At 63.5% G+C, this 18,958-nt stretch carries 14 protein-coding genes; 9 read left to right on the top strand and 5 right to left on the bottom strand.

Annotated features, from left to right (window positions below):
- Nucleotides 1–34: 34 nt before the first annotated feature.
- On the top strand, nucleotides 35–766 hold the full coding sequence (locus C4S68_RS02400) for a PIG-L deacetylase family protein (RefSeq protein WP_103931409.1): 732 nt from the start codon (nucleotides 35–37) through the stop codon (nucleotides 764–766).
- 249 nt (nucleotides 767–1,015) lie between these two features.
- Nucleotides 1,016–1,915, top strand: coding sequence for a DUF1311 domain-containing protein (locus C4S68_RS02395; RefSeq protein WP_103931408.1), 900 nt, complete (start codon nucleotides 1,016–1,018; stop codon nucleotides 1,913–1,915).
- 10 nt (nucleotides 1,916–1,925) lie between these two features.
- Here the strand turns inward: C4S68_RS02395 and C4S68_RS02390 are convergent, their stop codons facing one another.
- The 4 genes from C4S68_RS02390 to C4S68_RS02375 form a co-directional block, all read right to left on the bottom strand.
- Nucleotides 1,926–4,232, bottom strand: coding sequence for a DUF1800 domain-containing protein (locus C4S68_RS02390; RefSeq protein WP_235011296.1), 2,307 nt, complete (start codon nucleotides 4,230–4,232; stop codon nucleotides 1,926–1,928).
- A 61-nt stretch (nucleotides 4,233–4,293) separates the two neighbouring features.
- Nucleotides 4,294–5,004 carry a protein-methionine-sulfoxide reductase heme-binding subunit MsrQ gene (locus C4S68_RS02385; protein WP_103931407.1) on the bottom strand — a complete coding sequence of 237 codons (711 nt, stop codon included), beginning with the start codon at nucleotides 5,002–5,004 and terminating at the stop codon, nucleotides 4,294–4,296.
- Nucleotides 5,005–5,021: 17 nt separating this feature from the next.
- Nucleotides 5,022–5,993: a protein-methionine-sulfoxide reductase catalytic subunit MsrP gene (msrP, locus tag C4S68_RS02380; RefSeq protein ID WP_200821452.1), complete on the bottom strand. Its 972-nt coding sequence runs from the start codon at nucleotides 5,991–5,993 to the stop codon at nucleotides 5,022–5,024.
- Between the two features lie 167 nt (nucleotides 5,994–6,160).
- Nucleotides 6,161–7,168, bottom strand: a complete 1,008-nt coding sequence (locus C4S68_RS02375) for an acyltransferase family protein (protein ID WP_103931406.1) — start codon at nucleotides 7,166–7,168, stop codon at nucleotides 6,161–6,163.
- A 102-nt stretch (nucleotides 7,169–7,270) separates the two neighbouring features.
- Here C4S68_RS02375 and C4S68_RS02370 point away from each other — a divergent pair, with 102 nt between their 5' ends.
- The 3 genes from C4S68_RS02370 to C4S68_RS02360 are packed head-to-tail and all read left to right on the top strand — an operon-like array spanning nucleotide 7,271 to nucleotide 11,260.
- Nucleotides 7,271–7,954, top strand: coding sequence for a DUF2306 domain-containing protein (locus C4S68_RS02370; RefSeq protein WP_103931405.1), 684 nt, complete (start codon nucleotides 7,271–7,273; stop codon nucleotides 7,952–7,954).
- 53 nt (nucleotides 7,955–8,007) lie between these two features.
- Nucleotides 8,008–10,797 carry a PIG-L family deacetylase gene (locus C4S68_RS02365; protein WP_103931404.1) on the top strand — a complete coding sequence of 930 codons (2,790 nt, stop codon included), beginning with the start codon at nucleotides 8,008–8,010 and terminating at the stop codon, nucleotides 10,795–10,797.
- Nucleotides 10,798–10,837: 40 nt separating this feature from the next.
- Nucleotides 10,838–11,260: a cupin domain-containing protein gene (locus C4S68_RS02360; RefSeq protein ID WP_103931403.1), complete on the top strand. Its 423-nt coding sequence runs from the start codon at nucleotides 10,838–10,840 to the stop codon at nucleotides 11,258–11,260.
- 70 nt (nucleotides 11,261–11,330) lie between these two features.
- On the opposite strand, the gene C4S68_RS02355 is transcribed toward C4S68_RS02360, so the two are convergent.
- Complete coding sequence (locus C4S68_RS02355; protein WP_103931402.1) at nucleotides 11,331–12,620, bottom strand: tetratricopeptide repeat protein; 1,290 nt, start codon at nucleotides 12,618–12,620, stop codon at nucleotides 11,331–11,333.
- 436 nt (nucleotides 12,621–13,056) lie between these two features.
- Between C4S68_RS02355 and smc the strand changes: the two genes are divergently transcribed.
- The 4 genes from smc (at nucleotide 13,057) to C4S68_RS02335 (ending at nucleotide 18,929) form a co-directional block, all read left to right on the top strand.
- Nucleotides 13,057–16,995 carry a chromosome segregation protein SMC gene (smc, locus tag C4S68_RS02350; protein ID WP_103931401.1) on the top strand — a complete coding sequence of 1,313 codons (3,939 nt, stop codon included), beginning with the start codon at nucleotides 13,057–13,059 and terminating at the stop codon, nucleotides 16,993–16,995.
- An 89-nt stretch (nucleotides 16,996–17,084) separates the two neighbouring features.
- Nucleotides 17,085–17,993, top strand: coding sequence for an alpha/beta hydrolase (locus C4S68_RS02345; protein ID WP_103931400.1), 909 nt, complete (start codon nucleotides 17,085–17,087; stop codon nucleotides 17,991–17,993).
- Between the two features lie 55 nt (nucleotides 17,994–18,048).
- Complete coding sequence (locus tag C4S68_RS02340; protein WP_103931399.1) at nucleotides 18,049–18,645, top strand: CvpA family protein; 597 nt, start codon at nucleotides 18,049–18,051, stop codon at nucleotides 18,643–18,645.
- The gene (locus C4S68_RS02335; RefSeq protein WP_103931398.1) at nucleotides 18,642–18,929 is read left to right on the top strand and encodes a helix-turn-helix domain-containing protein; all 288 of its coding nucleotides are present in this window, start codon (nucleotides 18,642–18,644) and stop codon (nucleotides 18,927–18,929) included. Before C4S68_RS02340 ends, C4S68_RS02335 begins: the two co-directional genes overlap by 4 nt.
- The last annotated feature ends 29 nt before the right edge of the window (nucleotides 18,930–18,958 follow it).

Raw genomic sequence — 18,958 nt, 5'->3', positions numbered from 1 at the left:
CATCCTGTGTCTCAACTGTCGCATCTGGAGATCCATGCCGCTTCGCCTGCTGAACGTGTGTGCCCATCCCGACGACGAGTGCTTTGCCTTTGGGGGCGCACTCGCACTGGCGGCGGATCGCCACGTTGAGGTCATGGTCCTCTGCCTCACGGATGGCCAGGCCGGGCGGCATCGCGAAGATGGCGCGTCCAACGCGGATCTCGCCCGCATCCGCAGCGAAGAGTTCGCAGCCTCCTGCGGTATCCTCGGCGTCGCATGCCACGAGCAACTGGCCTATCAGGACGGCCGGCTCGAACACGAGCCGCTGTCCCGGATCGCCGCCGACATCGTCAGGCGCATCCGTAGCTTCCAGCCGCATGTGGTGCTGACCTTCGGTATGGATGGCGCAGCCAATACGCATCCGGACCACACCAGCACCTCGGCCGCAGCGACCGCGGCGTTTCACTGGGCGGGCTCGGTGAAGCGATTCCCCGAACTTGGTGCGCCGTGGCAGGCGCACCGGCTCTTCCACCACACCACGGACTACTTTCTGCCGGACCGCGCACGGCCTCTGCCTGCCCCGTGGACGCTGACGCTGGATATCAGCAGTGTCTTTGAGCGCAAGATCGCTGCTCTTCGATCTCACGCCTCCCAGGGACCACTGGCGGAGAAGACGATCCCGATCTTCGAAGCCCAGCCCAGGATCGAGCTCTATACGCTGATGGCTGCAGCCGAGCCGCAGCCCGCTACCCAGTCAACAGATCTATTCGACAGTGTGACCGCATAGGTAAAAATAATTTTCATTAGTGGAGAGTCCTGTTCCGCACCGGCGTGTTTGCAACGGAAAGCCTTCATCTCGTGTTCTGGAGCTCCCCTGATGCCAGTACCGTGGCCGCATCGCAGCACCACCGCCAGCCTTAGACTCTTCACGCTGGCCCTAGCCGCTTTCGTTCGGTTCAGCCCCCATGCCTGGTGCCAGGACGCACAGACACCGAACCAAAGCCCAGCCCTCCACGGAACGCAGCAGGCCCCCGTAATGCCAGCCGAGGTCATCGCCCCGGCCACAGAGGCTCACCAGGCGCTGCCCACGCCGCCGCCATACGATCCGGCCATCTTCCGCCACGCGCTCCCCTCTGCGGAGTTGGCTCCACTGCTAGGTGACAATGGCCTTCCCTCGGGTCAGATTTATGGCGACCGTGCGATGCACAAGCTGCTGCATTCCGCCGCGCCGGATGTGATGTTCCACTACGGCCGCGATGTCACTTTGCCCGACACGCTGGACATGAGCCTCTCAGGTTCCTCTAACCCCGTGGTGGTGCGTGACAACCGCTATATCTCGCTGTCGGGCTCCGGAGCGAACATGAAAGGGTGGATGCGCCATGATGGGAAGATCCTACTCTGGGTAGACACGCAGGACGGCGTGATGCTCGGCGCGTTCTTCTTCAAACCGACGAATGGTGAGCCCACGCCAACGGTGACGGTCTTCGGCAAGCAGATCAAACGAGAGTCAATCACCCTCAGCGAGCTGCCGCCAGGATTCGAGGTTGACCTGGAGCATTGGGAGCAGGCCAACGGACTTCCCACGGTGAGCATCCTCTACTTCATTGGAGATACTCCCCAAAAGCTGCCTCTCATACACGATAACGATTACTGCCTCTCAAGCGGCCCCGCCACCGGCCCAACAGCGGACTGTGACCAAAGCAACGCCGAAGCAGCCGACGACGATCTGGTCGCGGCCTCCTATCTTGAACAGGTGGCATTCGCCCCGAACGCTACGGCGCGGATGATCAGTGATCCTTCGCAAGAGGCCTGGGAGGCGGCCCGCAACGATACCTGCGGTCGTGGCCCCAATCCCATGCGTTGCCGCGTGGTGATGACGCGCGAACGTATCCGTAAGATCGCACCGAGGCCGGCGCGTGGAGGAGGGCGTCGCTGAGCCGCTCTGCCTAGCGCAGCTGGAACTCCGGCGCTCCCATAACGAGTGCCGTGAGCAGATTCAGGGTGTCCGCGGGTGTCGCGTTTGCGGGCTGCGAGACCAGCTGCTGCTGGATGAGCTGGTTGGTCTGCGCGCTGACCGGCGCACCGATCATCGTGGCTTCCAGAACATGCATCGCCACCTGCGTTCCGGGCGAGATGGGCGAAGTCGAGGTGGTGGCTGCCGACGCCGATCCGTTCGTTCCCGAAGGCGTAGCCACCAGGCCGACGAGCTTTGCAGTGCCGGGTGGCGGCAGGATCTTCGCGGCTGCGGGTGCTGCTCCCGGCAACGGCTTTCCTGCACCATAGGCTGCGAACTCACCAGCGCTCGATGGCGTCAGCAGACCCATCGCAAGCACGTTGGGTGCATCGAACTTCTGGTTCGCGTACTTGCCGTTCGTCAGCTGGTAGGCGAAGTTCAGTCGATCGACCAGCGCGGTGGTGTTCATCCATTGATCTGCGGTGAGGTAGTAACCCGTCGGCGGCAAAGCGTAGTACAGCGGCATGCCCATGGTGCGGACGGTGTTGACCAGTGCCCCGGGATTCTGCGGGTCCGTCGCCGTGGCGCGGAAGGCCGAAGCAAGAAACTCCTCCGGCGTCTTCACCTTGTTGTGGAAGTACTGCCGCGAGTTGAACTCCGGCGACGCGATGATGGTGCGCAGCAGGGTCTTGATGTCGCCCTGGCTCGCGAGATACGTCGCAGTGAGCCGGTCGACCAGCGCCGAGGGAGGATTGTCGGCGACAAAGTACTGCGCCAGCTTGGTCGAGATAAAGTGCGCGGTCTGCGGGCTCATCGCAAGGATGTTCAGCGCCGTCAGGCCCTGCTTCATGCTGTCCGCCGTTGCGATCTCTTCCAGCGGCATTCCCTGCCCGAAGGTCGAAGCGTACTTCTCATTCGGCGCGAGCTTATGCGCGTTGCCGTGGTCGTCGATCACATACCCAAACCACACCTTGGGCCCTGGCTCGTGCCGTTTGGGATCGAAGAGAAAGCCACTTCCCTTCTGCACGTTGTCGACACCCCACCCCGTGAGGATCGCCGAGAGCGCCGTCACGTCGGCCTGCGTGTATCCGCCGTTCACGCCGACGGTGTGCAGCTCCATCACCTCGCGGCCGTAGTTCTCGTTCAGCCCCTTGTTGCCCTTCTTCGACTTCGGATTCGCGGGGTTCACACCGTTCGCGATCGAGTCCGGCCCGATCGAAAGCCAGTTATCGAGGTACACCATCATCGCGGGCGAGGTGGCCGTCGCGACCAGCAGCTTCGGAAAGGTGTCGAGCGCGTGGGCGCGGATCACATCGCGCTCATAGCTGGTCGTGTACCACTGGTCGGAGTCCTTGCCGACGTAGACGTTGAAGTGGTTGAACCAGAAGTCGGACATCACCTGCTGCATCTGGCGCTCGGTGAGGATGTCGCGCAGCACGCGCGCCTCGGCCAGCTCCCGGGCCATGTTGCCCGACGAGCTCACCTGCCCGCTCATCGCGTAGAAGGCCTCTTTCTCCTTGGGATTGAAGTCCGCGAGGAGCATATTGCGCTGGTCGCCGGTGAGGTTGCCGTTGCTGGTCAGGATGATGCGGTCGTCCACCGGCATCTTGATGACCGCATCCATGCGCTGGTTCTTCGGCATCGCGATCAGCTCGCCGAAGAGACGCGAAGCCGTGGCCTGATCGGCCTTCTTCTGCGCGGCCTTCTCTTCCTCGCTGGGCTCAGCCTTGGGCTGGCCGTTGGCGTCGAGCAGCTTCTTCTGGTCGCGCTCCTTCGTGAGCTTGGCCACCTGCAGCTCGTAGACCGCTGCACGCAACGGATCGGTAGGCATCGGACCTTTGCCATCAGCCACAGTGCCCACCTGGGCGCGGTCGGGGTAGACCTCGAGCGCCTGGGCCGCCTGCATGTTGATGGTCGGGTACGGACCGAGGTGGCGATACAGCACATCGTCCTTGATGGAGTTCGGATCGAGCTGCTGAGCGACCCACTCGTCCTCCCCCTGCGCGAGCACGCGATCCACCTCGCCCGGACGCGGGCCAAAGGTAAAGCGATCCAGCAGTTGCACAACGCGCTCACGAGGATTCAGAGCGGTCAATGCGGCAGGCTTCGCCGGCATGGGTTTCTTCGCAGACCGCGGTGCGCCCTTCATCACAAAGGTCTTCGCGGCGCGCTGCTGCATCGCATCAGGCGCAGCGGCGGCGTCCTGCGCGGACAGCGGCAGGACGCATCCTGCGCAAAGGGCGGCACTTAGAGCACCGACCCCGATCTTCGCGGTGAAATTCCCAGGGACCCAGAACATCGGCTTCAACCTCATCACCGAACTTAGACCAGTTTCGGTGGACGAAGTTGCCCCAAGTTGACTAAACGCTGGCGGAAGTCACCGGAACGGAACGTCCGGAGCGCACCCGCTTCATAATCGCGAAGACCACGCGGATGCCCAGCAGAAGGGCCAGCACGAGGGTGTCCGGCAGAGGCCGGGTGACCCCGGTCTTGACCAGCCACCAGTAGTGGATGACCGCCGCGATGCCCGCAAGATAGACCAGCCTGTGCAAGCGCTGCCAGTTCTTGCCGCCCATCCAACGCAGCACGCGCTGCGGGCTGGTGATCGTCAGCGCCAGGAGAATCACCCACGCGGCGAAGCCTACCTGGATGAACTTCCGCTTGGTGATGTCCACCCAGATCGCCGGCCACGCCAGAGCGAACTGGTGGAACGGTTCCCCCAGCTTTCCATGGCGCAGCCCATCGATGGCGGTCGCGGTGTCGTACCCGGAGAAGAGGAAGACATACGTCGCGAGATGCAGCGTGGCGTAGAAGAACGCATACAGGCCGATCATGCGGCGCAGGCGAATGAGCCACGCCAGCGAGGAATGGATGCGGCGCACAGGCGTCACCGCGAGGCTCATCAGCAGGATCCATAGCGCCCAGTCGCCGGTGAGGTGCGTGATGTAGTTGACCGGATCGGCCTGGTTCGCCAGCGCTCCGCTCTGATAGTCGCGGAACAGCAGCGCGACAGGAATCAGCAACAGGACGTGGACTACCACTTTGATCCAGGGAACGGCTTTCGTGGGCATGGTCTCTCGCTCGGGCTCTAGTAGTTCTTCATCAGGTCCATGCCGTTGTACAGGCTTGCGACTTCGCTGTAGCCGTTGAACATGTCGGTAGTGCGAATCTTTGGCAGGATGGAGTTGGAGTTCAGCAGACGCTCACGCGCCTGCGACCAGCGCGGGTGGCTGCGATTCGGATTCACGTTGGAGTAGAAGCCGTACTCCTCCGAGTTCATGTCGTTCCAGGTGGTGTGCGGCTGCTTGTCCAGGAAGCGAATCGTCACGATAGACTTTGCGCCCTTGAAGCCATACTTCCACGGCACGATCACCCGGATCGGCGCGCCCTGCTGGTTGGCCAGCGTCTCGCCGTAGCTGCCGAAGGTCAGCAGCGTCAACGGGTGCATCGCCTCGTCCATGCGCAGCGCTTCGGAATACGGAAACTGGATCCCGAACGGCAGCACCATCGTCTTGGAGTCCTTCGCGGTGAGGAACTGGACGTACTTCGCGCTGGGCAGCGGGTTTACAAACTTGATGAGCTCGGAGAGCGGGTAGCCATCCCACGGAATCACCATCGACCAGGCCTCGACGCAGCGGAAGCGGTACACGCGCTGCTCGAGCGGGCGGTAGGAGAGCAGCTTGTCGATGTCCAGCGTCTGCGGCTGCTTGACCAGGCCCTCGATCTTCACCGTCCACGGGCGATCGTGCATCTTCCAGGCATTCTTGGCCGGGTCGGACTTGTCTTCGCCGAACTCGTAAAAATTGTTGTAGCTCTGCGCCTTGGGCTCAGGGGTCGTAGCGTCACTGACCGTGTACTTGGTCTGCACCACGTTGAGCTTGGTGAGCGTCTGCGTGGGCGCCGCAAAGGCAGCCTCCGGCAGCAACGCGCCGGCAGCCGCAGAGGCTCCCATGGCCACGGCCCCGCCCAGGAAGCGGCGACGGGTTGCATTGAAGCTTTCATAGGCGTCCTTCGAGGTGATCTCGGACGACGGGATCTGCTTGGCAAATTTCAGGAGCACAGGGTGTTCCTCCAGCACATAAGAGTCATGGGGTGCCTCAAGGTTACAGCGCTTCCCACAATCAATCTACGCTGGAGAGCCTCCGGTGGATGTTCCGCGGCCAGAAGCTGCTGCCGAAGCAAATTGCACCGCGAAAATGAGATACGGCTATCGCAATCGCTTCGGCGCTACGGACTCTTCCAGCGGCCGGCGCGCAGGATGGGCGACTCGAACCACCGCCACGAAGCCGCGGACCATGCCAGCGTAAGAAGGCCACACCCCAGAACAGCCAGGTTCCGGTTCGAGGTGAAGCGCAGCAGCAGCAGCAGGAAGCCCACATGGAACAGGTAAACGGAGTAGCTGATCTGCCCCAGGTAGCGCAGGGGGCCAAGCTGTAGAAGCCCGATCTTCCATCCGCCAAGAGCCCAGAGAATCACTCCGCCGCAGATCACGAGACAGAACTCGAAGATCAGAACGTTGCCGAGCCGGTTGTTGGCCGAGGTATTGAACGTCGGAATTACCCTGGACATCCCAATGAGCAGTGCAGCTCCAGCAAGAGAAAGAAGCAAGCCATATCGCCCCCAGCGCTCAATCAGGCCGCGCCGTTGCCTCCAGACGATGGCGAAGCAGGCTCCCAACGCGATCAGATCGCCGCGAAAGGGAGTCAGCTCGTAGATCCCTGCCCCTGTCGCAAACAAAGGCGTGCAGAGGCCACGAAGCAACGGCGCCACAAAGAGAATCGCAACCGCGACCCGCGCCACGTTTTTCTCGCTGAGGAAGTACACAACGAACGGCCACACCATGTAGAACTGCTCTTCAACAGCGAGCGACCAGAGAGTTGAAAACTCCTCGTGCCGGCCAATACCAAGAACGTCCAGCAGGTTCATGCCGAACAGGTACAGGTATCCATGCCGCAGCCAGTCCCAACCGGCCCATGTGGAGACCACGCACAGCATCAACAAGTACGCCGGCAGGATGCGTCGCACACGCCGCTCGTAGAAGACCTTGAAGTACGTCCCGAGTCCTTCCGAGCGGCGACGCAGCAGAATGTCGGTGATCAGGAAGCCCGACAGGATGAAAAACAGGTCCACGCCCATCCAGAGCAGCTTCCAGTGGTACGCGTGGTTGAAGAACACTGCCAGAATGGCGATCCCTCGTACACCGTCGAGTTGGGTGATGCGTCGCTGGCTCTCCATCCGCCTTCAGGGTACCCCATGGTCTGGCACCTTCCTCGATTTCCCAGTGTGCGAATGGTAGGTTGATCTCAACCCCGGGCCCATCTCAACAGGAGTTCTCCCATGGCTGACGCTGTCAAAGCGCTTGCTGTTCCCGCTTCTCGCCCGCCCGGGACCACAAAGCCCTCGAACGAGCCCGGTTCTCCGCCGGTTGGACGCCGGAAGCTGGCACTCGGGATCGCGATGACACTTGCTGGCCTGTGGGTGCTGATCACGACTGAGGTAGCCCTGGTCGCGGATGATCCGCTCTATCACTCGTTTCGGCTCCAGGCCATTGCAGACCGCTATCTGCTCCTCCCTCACGCCATCTTTGGCGGCTTCGCGCTGCTCTCCGGGCCGATGCAGTTCTCTTCCCGGTTGCGGCGCAAGCACCTCAAGCTCCATCGCGTCCTTGGCCGGATGTACGTGATCTCGGTCTTCTGCGCCGCTCCCCTGGCCTTCGCCATCTCGTGGGGACGTACGCTGTTCCCGGGCACCCTGGTACAAGGCTCAGCCTGGATCGTGTGTACCGCGATCGCCTTCGTCACGGCGCGCAACCGGCAAATCGCCGCGCACCGGGCCTGGATGATGCGCTCCTACGCCGTAACCTTCACCTTCATCTCGCTGCGCCTCCTCGACCCCTGGCCTAAGTTCTGGAACATGTCCGACGCAGCGAACGTGCTCTGCATCATCATCACCACGTTTGCCTCAATCCTGGCGGTGGACATCGGCCTGAACTGGCGCGAGTTGACCACCAGACGCAGCTGACCGGCGATGAGGACGCGGGCGGAAGCACCGCCGCCTGTGCGAAGCTAGAAACCATGCAGCGACTCGCGTCCCTGGCCGTGCTGGCCACCCTCGCGTCCGCCGTGATGCTGGCCCCCGCAGCCCGCGCGCAGGCGACCTTTGCCGATCCCGCCAACCTCGCTGGCGAACGGCCCACCGTGGTCAACGGACGCGAACTCCCCATCGACCTCGGCTCGCAGGGCCTCCAGCAGATGCTGCGGCGCCTCAACACACGCGCTTCGCTGCTGCTCATCGTCGCGCATCCCGATGACGAAGACGGCGGCATGCTCACCTATGTCTCTCGCGGCCTGGGAGCGCACACCGGCATCCTGACGCTGAATCGCGGTGAAGGCGGACAGAACGCCATGACCTCGGACTTCGAGGATGCTCTGGGCCTGCTCCGCACGCAGGAGCTGCTCTCCGCCGACCGCTACCTCGGCGTCACGCAGATGTTCGGCACCGAGGTCGACTTCGGCTTCTCCAAGACCAAGGAGGAGTCCTTCGCCAAGTGGGGCCACGAGCGCGTGCTCTACGATGCAGTGCGCGCCGTGCGCATCTTCCGTCCGCTCGTCATCGCGGCGGTCTTCGTCGGCGGCGTGACCGACGGCCACGGCCAGCACCAGGTCTCCGGCGAGATTGCGCAGGAGGTCTTCAAGGCTGCGGGCGATCCCAAGGTCTTCCCCGAGATGGCGAAAGAAGGCATCCTGCCCTGGCAGCCGCTCAAGGTCTACGCCCGCGTGCCGCGAGCCGCCATCACGGACAAGGGCCTGTTCGACTACGCGACCAACCAGTACATCCCCGCCCAGTTCAAGAACTATGTCACCGGCGAGGTGAGCGATCAGCCGCCGACCACCGACGTGATCGTCCACGAAGGCGCGACCGATCCCCTGCTGGGCAACTATCCGGCCAAGGAGCCGTTCGTCAGCTATGTGCAGTTTGCGCGACAAGGGCTGGGGCTGCAGAGGTCCCAGGTCGGCCCGGGCATGCGCGTGCCATCTCCGGGTGTCTTCGACGTGGGCTACCACCGATACGGCACCGTGCTGCCGCCAGCTCGCCAGAAGCTCGTCGAGGACACATTCTTCGACGGCATCGACACCTCGGTACGCGGCATCGGCTCATCGTCTGCGAACGCTCCGGCATTCCTCAGCGACGGCCTGCGCCAGCTCCAGGCGCTGATTGAGAACGCGACCTACCACTTCAATCCCGAGACACCCGGCAACATCGCCCCCACGCTGGCAGACGCCAACAGCCATGTCGAAGCGCTCATCGCTCGCGTTGAGTCGACCGAGACCATCGGAGCCGCGCCCCGCGCGCAGATCCTGCATGAGCTGAAGCTCAAGCACGCGCAGCTCAACGATGCGCTCGCCCTGTCCCTCGGCCTCACGCTGGACGCCATCGCCCCGGAAGCCGATCTTCCCTCGGCGACCGCCGTGAAGGTGATGGTCCGCACGCAGACAGCGGCGGAACAGGAGATGCGCGTCGACCGCACCCGGCTGATCACAGCGCAGGGTGGCGAGTCCATGACCGACGAAGACAGGCGCTCGGATCGCTCGTTCGTCGCAGGGCACCCGGACATGCAGCCGATCACCCTGGGCGCGCGCGAGACCACGGTCGTCACACGCCCCTACTTCTACCGCGACGACATCGAGCAGCCGGTCTACAAGCTGCGGGACGCGAGCCTTCGCAACGCTCCCGCCACACCTCCCGCGGTGGTGGCACAGGAGATGATCGGCTATCACGGCATGCAGATCGAGCTCGATCGCGTGGTTCACGCGGGAATCCAGCCGGTCGAGATCGTGCCTCACGCCAGCGTCTCCTTGTCCAGCAGCGGCATGCCGGTCCATGCGCAGGTGCTGCCGGATGGAGATCGCATCCTGCACCTCTCCATGATGCTTCACCCCGCAGCAGCCGGCATGAAGCCGAAGCTTGCCGCACCGGCGAACTGGAAGTCCTCGCTCGCGATGGGTGACGCGGCGATGCCCAACGAAGTCGAGTTTCAGGTCACCGCTCCGGCGATGCTGGAGCACGCCGCCACCCTGACCGGCGAAGCCATCGACGCAGGCGGGACGCGCTACATGGAGGGCTATCGCGCCATCGGCTATGGCGACCTTCCCCGCACCAACTACTTCACGCCCGCGACCGACCGCGTTGTTCCCGTCGACCTCAAGCTGCCTCCCGCCGATAAGCGCCGCATCGGCTACCTGCCGGGAACGGGCGACGATGTGCCCGCAGCCCTCGCGTCGATCGGCATGAAGCCCACCATGCTGACCGTGGCAGACCTCACGCCCGCCAGGCTCGCGCAGTTCGATACCGTCGTCCTTGGCGTGCGCACCTACAACGCCCATCCCGACCTGCACGGTGCGCCCACGCATGCGTTGCTGGAGTACGCGCGCAACGGAGGCAACGTCGTGGTGCAGTACCAGACGGCCGAGTTCACCGCAGCCGATGCACCCTATCCGCTGACCCTGGGTGGAGCTGCCGAGAAGGTCGTCGACGAGACCGACCCCGTCCAGCTGCTGGATACGACCTCCCCTCTGCTCTCCACGCCGAACCGCATCACTCCCGCAGACTTCAATGGCTGGATCGAGGAACGTGGCCATGGCTTCCTGGGCACATGGGATTCGCATTACACGGCGCTCACCGAGGTGCACGATCCCGGCTCCGAAGCAGAGCACGTGCAGCCGGAGCAGCCGCAAAAGGGCGGCCTCGTCACCGCTCCGCTGGGCAAGGGACGATGGACGTACCTCGCCTTCGCGGTCTACCGGCAGCTACCGGAGGCCGTCCCCGGCGCATTCCGGCTGTTCGTGAACCTGCTGAATCCGTAGGAACCCGAGACGACGGCGTCGCGCGCGCATCCAGTACCTCATGAGCGAACCGAAGCAAACCGCGATCACCGTCGTCCGCCCCGAAGACCTCAGCACCAGCACGGCGCAGACTGCGGGTTCGCAGCGATGGGCCGCCTTCGACGCAGCTACCGGCGTCAGCGGCCTGTGGGCCGGTAGCTTCGAGGTCCAACCCGGCGCAAGCACCGGCATCCATCACCACGGCGAGCAGGAAACCGTGGTCTACGTCCTCGAGGGCGAAGCTCTGGTGCGTTGGGGCGAACGCGGCGAACACCATGCCACGGTTCGAGCTGGCGACTTCCTGCACGTCCCCTCCTGGCTGATTCACCAGGAGGTCAACCCCTCCCCAACGCTTCCCTTCCGCTGGATCGTCGTCCGCAGCAGCGCTATGCCCGTCGTGGTGGACCTGCCCGACTCGCAGTGGCCAATAGTCCACCCCGAGTGAGAGTCCTGCAAACAACAACGGCCTCCCTTGGGGGAGGCCGCTGCCGTTGCGCTCTCACGAACGCGGATGATTACCTCTTGCGGACCGGGTGATGCACTGGTGCAGCCTTCTTGGGCAGCACCAGAGCGCCGTCGGACATCATGATCATGAGCGGCTTCTGGGTGTAGCTGGCGTAGGTACCGTCGATGGTGACCTTGTCGCCAACCTTCGGCAGATCCTTGTCCGGGATCGGAGCTTTCATCGCAACGGTGAAGTCCGCCGTCTTGGCCTGGACACTATCGTCCGAGACCGAGAGCTGCAGTTGGTCAGCCGTTACCGCGACGACCACCGCACCGGGGATCTCCACGCTCTTGCCCTTGATCGTGTCGAACACCTTGTCCGAGTCAGACTGCTTGCCGTACTGGAGGATGAACTCCTTGTCCGACAGAGCGAGCGTGGCCAGGTCCGGGGTCGAAGCGATGGTCTGCGCCACGATGTCCTCAGGCTTGGGAGCCGGGGTCACCTTGGTCGCGAGATCCGCCGGGGGATCGAGCTGCGTCTGCACCATCGCCTGGAGAGCGGCGTAGCCATCCGCCGTGCCGTGGTACTTCTTGTAGCAATAGGTCGCCAGCGGGGTGATCTGCGTGGCGAACTGGCCGGCAAATGCAGCTGCGCGGGTCGCGTACCAGGTGCAGTTCAGGTAATCCGGCGGGTTGGACGTGTAGTAAGCCTGTGCGAGAACGAAGACGTCCTGCAGCACGGGGCTGGGTCCGTGCGTCTTGTCCTCGTTTGCCGAGATCTCGGCCTTCAGAGCAGTGATGGCGCCGGCGTTGTCCTTCTTCGCCAGGTCATCATCCGCAATCGCCGACTGGAACGTCGGCAGAGCCGCATCCTTCAGCTTCTTGAAGTCGTCAGCGGACGTACCGGTCGGCGCGGTCGCACTCTCGCCGGTCTGGGCGTAGGTCGCAACCTTGTCCAGTGCAGCCTGCTTGGCGGCTGCATCGGTCAGCTGATCGGCATCCGCACGGCGGTAGTAGACCTCGAAGGTCAGTGCCCGAAGATTGTTCGGGTCTACCTGCAGCAGACGGTCCGCCGCGTCGAGAGTCTTCGCCTTGTCGCCGGTCTGGCTGTACAGATACAGGAGCTGGTTGAGAACATCCTGCTTCACGGCAGACTTCGGATATGCCGTCAGGTAGGCTTCGAAAGCCTGGGCCTTGGCCGCCGGGGTCGTCTGCGTGTTCGCGTTGTTGTATGCCGCATATTCATCCTGCGACATCTGGATCGATCCGGCTCCACCTGCCGGTTGCTGCGCGGCCATCATTGGCGGCATGGACGCTGCACCGGCGATTGCCAGCAGGGAAGCAAGTACGACCTTCTTCATAGTGAGAGCTCCTTCGGGGAGGGTATCAGCTTTGCAAGATAAACCGAAAATTGCGCACACCGCAGGGTGTGAGCAGATGCGCCCCACCCACCGGCGCGAGTTCAGCGAGGGGATGCGCGAATTATAGAAACCGGTACCGAAATTTCGCAACCTGCTTCCTGACAACATTTCCCGGAACCTCCTGATGTCTGCTTTCGGTACACGCCATTTGGGCCAAGCCATGGTTCCCCTGAGACAGTGCGCTTCGGGGGCTTCAACATCGTGAGATGCACCATGCCTGAGGCAACGTTGACAGCACTTGTGGTTGAGGTACGTCTTATCCACAACATATCGCCTGCGACCGTTGCCTCTGGGTATTCCCGACCATAGGATGCGGATTAGCGATGGACCGCACGGACCATCTGATTTCTTCGATTTCTCTAGGGGATTTGCACTCTTGCTCAAGCTGAAAAAAGTCCAGATTCTCGGTTTCAAGTCCTTCTGCGACCGCACCGAAGTGCAGCTCGCCGGACAGGGCATCGCCGCCGTGGTGGGCCCCAACGGCTGCGGCAAATCGAACATCTCGGATGCGATTACCTGGGTGCTCGGCGAGCAGTCGGCGAAGAGCCTCCGCGGCATCAAGATGGAAGACGTCATCTTCGCCGGAACGCGCGACCGCAAGCCCACAGGCATGGCGGAGGTCTCCCTCACCCTGGTTGATCCTGACGTGTACGACGGACAGACGTTAGCCGAGGGCGAGCTCGAGTTCGTGGGCGAAGAGCCGGAAAAGGCCGAGCCGATAAGCGACTGGGACGAGACCCAGCTCCGCGCCGAGATCGCCGCCGAAACTGAAGCCGCCGTCCTCGACGCACAGCCCGGCCAGGTCTACGAGACCGAAGCTCCGAAGAAGAAGCACGTCGAAGGCGAGTCCCCTGCCCCGTCCGCCGAGGCTACCGCCGACGCCAATGCCCAGGCCGGCATGGAGTCCGCCAGTGGCAGCGTTGTGCTCAAGATCCGCCGCCGCAAGTTCGGCCGAACGCCCGTCCGCGCGGGTGAAATCACCATCACCCGCCGCCTCTTCCGCTCCGGCGAGAGCGAATACCTGCTCAACGGCAAGATCTGCCGCCTGCGCGACATTCAGGACATCTTCATGGGCACCGGTCTGGGCGGCGAAAGCTACGCCATGATCGGGCAGGAGCGCATCGGCCAGCTCCTCTCCTCCAAGCCTTTGGATCGCCGAGCGATCATCGAAGAAGCAGCCGGCATCACTCGCTTCAAGACCAAGAAGCGCCTCGCCGAGCTGCGGCTGGAGAGCGCCAAGCAGAACCTCGCGCGCGTCAACGACATCTTCGAGGAGGTCACCCGGCAGATGGGCTCGCTGAAGCGCCAGGCCGCCAAGGCCGAGCGCTACGGCGCCATCCGCGACGAGCTGCGCGGCAAGCTGCGCGTCGTACTCGCCAGCCGCCTGACGCAGATGGACGCCGAACAGACCGCCGCCTCCACCGAGATCGCCCGCCTCGCCGAGCTGATCGAAGCGCAGTCCGCTGAGCTGGAGACGATGGACGCGCAGCACACCGCCGGCGTGACGCGCGGCTATGAGCTCGACGAGAACATCCGCTCCGCAGGCTCTCGTGCCAGCCAGTCGGCGATCGAGCTGGAGCGCATCACCGCGCGCACCAACTCCAACACCGACCGCATCACCGAGCTAGAGAACCGCATCGAGAGCGGCAACGACGACCTCGCACAGGCCCGTTCGCAGCTGGAGCAGCTCGCCGGCGAGCTCGAAGAGCATCGCAGCTTTCTCGCCAACGCCACGGCGGAGTCCGGCTCGCATCGCGAGAGCGCGCAGGCGCAGCAAAGCGCTGCCCAGGACGCCACGCGCAAGGTGCTCGCCGCCGAAGCTCTCGTCGAGCAGCAACGCCAGCAGTCCGTTCGCACGATGCAGCGAGCTTCTCAGGCGTCGAACGAAATCGCGCAGGCCGAAGCCGCGCTCGCCAATCTCGACCAGGAGAACCGTCGCCTCGAAGGCGAATCTGAGTCGGCACGCCAGGAGCTGGAACAGCTGGGCCACCAACGCGGCCAGGTAAAGATCACCTTCGAGAGCGTGACCGAGCGGCTGAAGGCTCTCGAAGGCGAGATGGCCGACACCCGCCGCCTCGTGGAAGAGAAGCGTGCCGCCGAGCAACAGTCGCGCCGTCGCGGCAACGAGCTTCGTGCCGAGGTCGCCACCCTGTTGGGCAAGCGTGGATCGCTGGAATCGCTCATCCGCGAGCACAGCTACTCCACCGACACGGTGCGCAACATCTTCCGCGCCAACGAACGCCGCGCGCAGCAGAACGGCACGGCACTTTCGCCCGTGGGCACGCTGGCAGACTTCCTTGAAGTCGATGGCCGCTATGAGCAGGTCGTCGACGAGTTCCTCCGCGACGAGCTCAACTACATCGTCGTCAAGAGCTGGGACGCAGCCAACGAAGGCATGCGGATGCTGCAGTCCGACGTGACCGGCCGCGCAACCTTCATGGTGCATCCGAACGACGCCGATGCAGCGTTTCCCTTCGCCGAGGGCATGAACGCCTCCGCCAGCCCCAGCGGTGAGGGCGTGGTCGCGTTGAAGGACTGCGTCCGCGTGAAGGACGGCTTTGGCAAGTCGCTCGAGGTTCTCCTGCCGAAGCTGCGTGAAGGCTTCATCGCTCCGGATGACGCGACGGCACGATCGCTCGCGCTCTCCTACCCGCAGAGCTTCTTCCTTTCGCCCTCCGGTCAGACCTTCAACAACGTAACGGTGACCGGCGGTCGCATCAACAAGCAGGGCCCGCTCGCCCTGAAGCGAGAGCTCGCGGAGATCGAGAAGAAGCTGCAGGCGGTGGAGGCTGAGCTATCGCAGAACGAGCTTGCGACAGCCGCGCTGACGCGCGAGATCGCTGAGCTGCAGTCCATGCTCGAAGCCAAGAACGCCGAGCGTCGCGACGCTGAGCGTGAGAGCGCCAACACCGGCGCGGCCCTGCGCCAGATGGAATCCGAAGCCGCCCGCATCGAGCGCCGTTTGCAGGAGTGGCAGGTCGCCGCAGGCCGCAACAAGGACCAGCGCCAGCAGCGTCTCGATCTCATCGCCCGCAAGCGTGAAGAGGCCTCCGCCTATGAGGCCGAGCGCTCCGGCATCGAAGCGCAGCTCGCTGAGCTGGCCGCCAACATCGCCAGCCTGCGCACGGCCCGCGAAGAACAGCAAGCAGCAGCCTCCGCAGCCACGGCCGCGCTCGCCGGCCTCGAAGAGCGCCGTCGCAACGCCAACGCGAACTTCGAGCAGACCAACCGCCTCTTCCAGTCGCAGCAACAGCGCATCGCGCAGATGCAGTCGCAGCTGGCCTCGGCTGCGGCAGAGAAGCTGCAACGTGAAGAAGAGCTCGCGTCCCTGGGTGGCCGCCACACGGAGCTCGCCGAGATGCGCGCCCAGGCCATCGCAGAAGGCGAGACGCTTTCTGCAGAAGCCAGCACCCTGCGCGCACAGATCGCTGAACTCGACGCCAAGCTGCGCACGCTGCGTCACGACACCGAAGCCCTGCGCGAACAGCGCGCAACGCTCTCCGCAAAGTCGGCCAAGCTCGCCTCGGACATCGAGCATCTCGAAGGCACATGCGTGAATGACCTCTCCGTTGAGGCGTCCTCGCTGCGTGAGGACGAAAGCATCGAGCGCATCGAGGGCGACGCTCTGCACATCGAAGACGAAGCCGCACGCGCACTGAAGCAGAAGCTTGAATCCATGGGCCCGGTCAACATGATGGCGCTCGAGGAGTACCACGAGGTCTCCGAACGGCACACCTTCCTCGAGACCCAGCGCAAGGACCTCATCGAGTCCATCGAAAACACGCAGGCCTCCATCAAGGAGATCGACGACGTCTCGAAGGACAAGTTCGACCACGCCTTCCACCTCATCAACGAGAACTTCTCGCTGACCTTCACCAAGCTCTTCGGTGGCGGCCAGGCCATGATGCGTTTGACCGACGAGGCCAACTCGGCCGAGAGCGGCATCGACATCATCGCGTCGCCTCCGGGCAAGAAGCTGCAGAACGTCCTGCTGCTCTCAGGTGGCGAGAAGACCCTCACCGCGCTGTCGCTGCTGGTAGGCATCTTCCAGTTCCAGCCCGCTCCGTTCTGCGTACTGGACGAGGTCGACGCTCCTCTCGACGAGACCAACGTTGGCCGCTTCGCGCGCCTCATCGCAGACATGAGCCAGAACACGCAGTTCGTCGTTATCACCCACTCCAAGCGCACCATGGAGCAGGCGGACGCAATGTTCGGCGTCACGATGCAGGAGCCCGGCGTCTCGAAGATCGTCTCCGTGTCGCTCGGCGGACGCGATCGCGGCAATCAGTCGCGGAGCGCTCTGGCCGCGGCGTAGGTTCCACCGAGGGTTCGCACACCAGCATCGCCGCTGATGATCCGGGACAATAGGCTTCGTGCCACTTGCGCCATGGAGAATCAGCGGCGATGATGCGTCTACGCATGAAAGCTTCGGGCCTCCTCGTGACGGTGCTGCTCATTCTCCCGAGCGGCTGCCGCACAACGTCGCCCGTCGCGGTCGACCGGCCCCGCATTCCCGACTCTGTCCACATGACCGACCTTACGCTGCACTCTACGATCCTCGGCCAGGATGTCCCCGTGCGCGTGGTCGCGCCCGCCGTCCTCGCACCCGGACGTCCGCTCTCTGTCATGTACGTCCTGCACGGTGCAGGCGAGGACTATCGCAACTGGACCAACGAAACTCCCATCGCGGAGTTTGCCAGCCGCAACGTACTTCTGGTCATGCCCGACGGCCTGCAGACCTACTACGTCAACGATGCGCTCGGCCATCGGTATGAGGACTTCTTCTTCGACGAGCTCATTCCGGCAATCCACAGCCAGTTCCCCACCGCGGCGAAGGATCGTGCGCACACAGCCATCATGGGGAACTCCCGCGGTGGCTTCGCTGCGACGCTCTACGGCCTCAAGCATCCGGAGATGTTCAGCTACGTCGTGGCCTTGAGCTCGGCGATGGACCTCGCCGACCGGCACTTTCGCTGGCGCAATCTGCGCGAGTCCCTGCACTACCGCCGCGTCTTCGGTCCAAGAGGAAGCAGCGTAAGACGAGACAACGACCCGTATCGTATCGTGCGGTCGATGGCGCCGGCCGACGCTCCGTATCTGGACCTCAGCTGCGGCGACAAGGATGTCTTGCTGCCTTCAAACGAGGCGATGGCGGCCCTGCTCGAGCAGCGGGGCTTTGCGCGTCGCTGGATCAAAGTACCGGGCGATCACAACTGGGGCGTCTGGAATGGCCAGCTCAGCGGGATCGAAGATCGCCTCGCCCTGCACCTTGGTCTTGATACTTCAGCTTCTCCCAGCTCTTCTCTTCGCTGAAATTTAGAGAAATCGCAGTACTCTCGGTATCAGAAGAAGCCAACCCATGGGAACAATGACCGAGCTCAACCCGCTGGACTGGATGCTCGCGCTGCTGTTTCTGCATTCGACGGTGCGCGCGATGTGGCGTGGCTTCTTCCGCGAAGCCTGCGCACTGGCCGGTCTGTGCGTCGGATTTCTGCTCGCGTGCTGGAACTTCCAGTGGGTTTCGACCTACCTCCTCAGCCTGGTCAACTCTCCGCAACTGGCGCAGATGTTTGGCTTCCTGCTGATCATCTTCCTCGTGATGCTGGTGGCTTCGCTGATCGGCAGGGCACTCCGGCGCTCCGCGAATGAGGTCGGTCTGGGCTTTGCCGACCGCATCGTGGGTGCGGTATTCGGACTATTCCGAGGGCTCGCCCTGGGCGTCGCACTCCTGTTGGCTCTGGCGGTCTTCCTGCCGGCTTCCGCATGGTTGAAAACTTCCGTGCTCGCACCGTATTTTCTTCGCGCCGATCATGCGCTATCCTTCGTCATGCCCGATGACCTCGAGCACCGGCTGCTGAGCGCCCTGGACACGCTCAAGCACAAAGAGCCGGGCTGGATCAAATTGGACTCCGCATCGCAAACTAAGTCTGAAGACAACGAAAGCAAGGTACCGTCGCCCCAGTGAAACGCGATTTCGACATCCTCGTCTCCCAGATGCATGCGTCGGGCATGGCCTATAACGACGCCGTCCGCGAGTTCAAGAAGCGTTTCCTGCACGAGGTTCTCGCGCACCATCGCGGCAATCAGTGCAAGGCAGCCGAAGAGCTTGGCATGCACCGCAACACGCTGAGCCGCACCATGGCTGAGCTGGGCATGGATTCGGCCACGATCCGGCGCGGCATGCGCAAGCCGGTCCGCTCCGTGCGCCCCGCCGCACGAAATCTCACCATCGTCTCCAATAGTCGTTAGCTTCGCGACGGACGTTAGCGCTCCCCACA

Source organism: Bryocella elongata (assembly GCF_900108185.1).
GTDB classification, from domain to species: domain Bacteria; phylum Acidobacteriota; class Terriglobia; order Terriglobales; family Acidobacteriaceae; genus Granulicella; species Granulicella elongata.
Note: the sequence above shows the minus strand (reverse complement) of the source record. Positions and strands in the feature narration are given on the sequence as shown.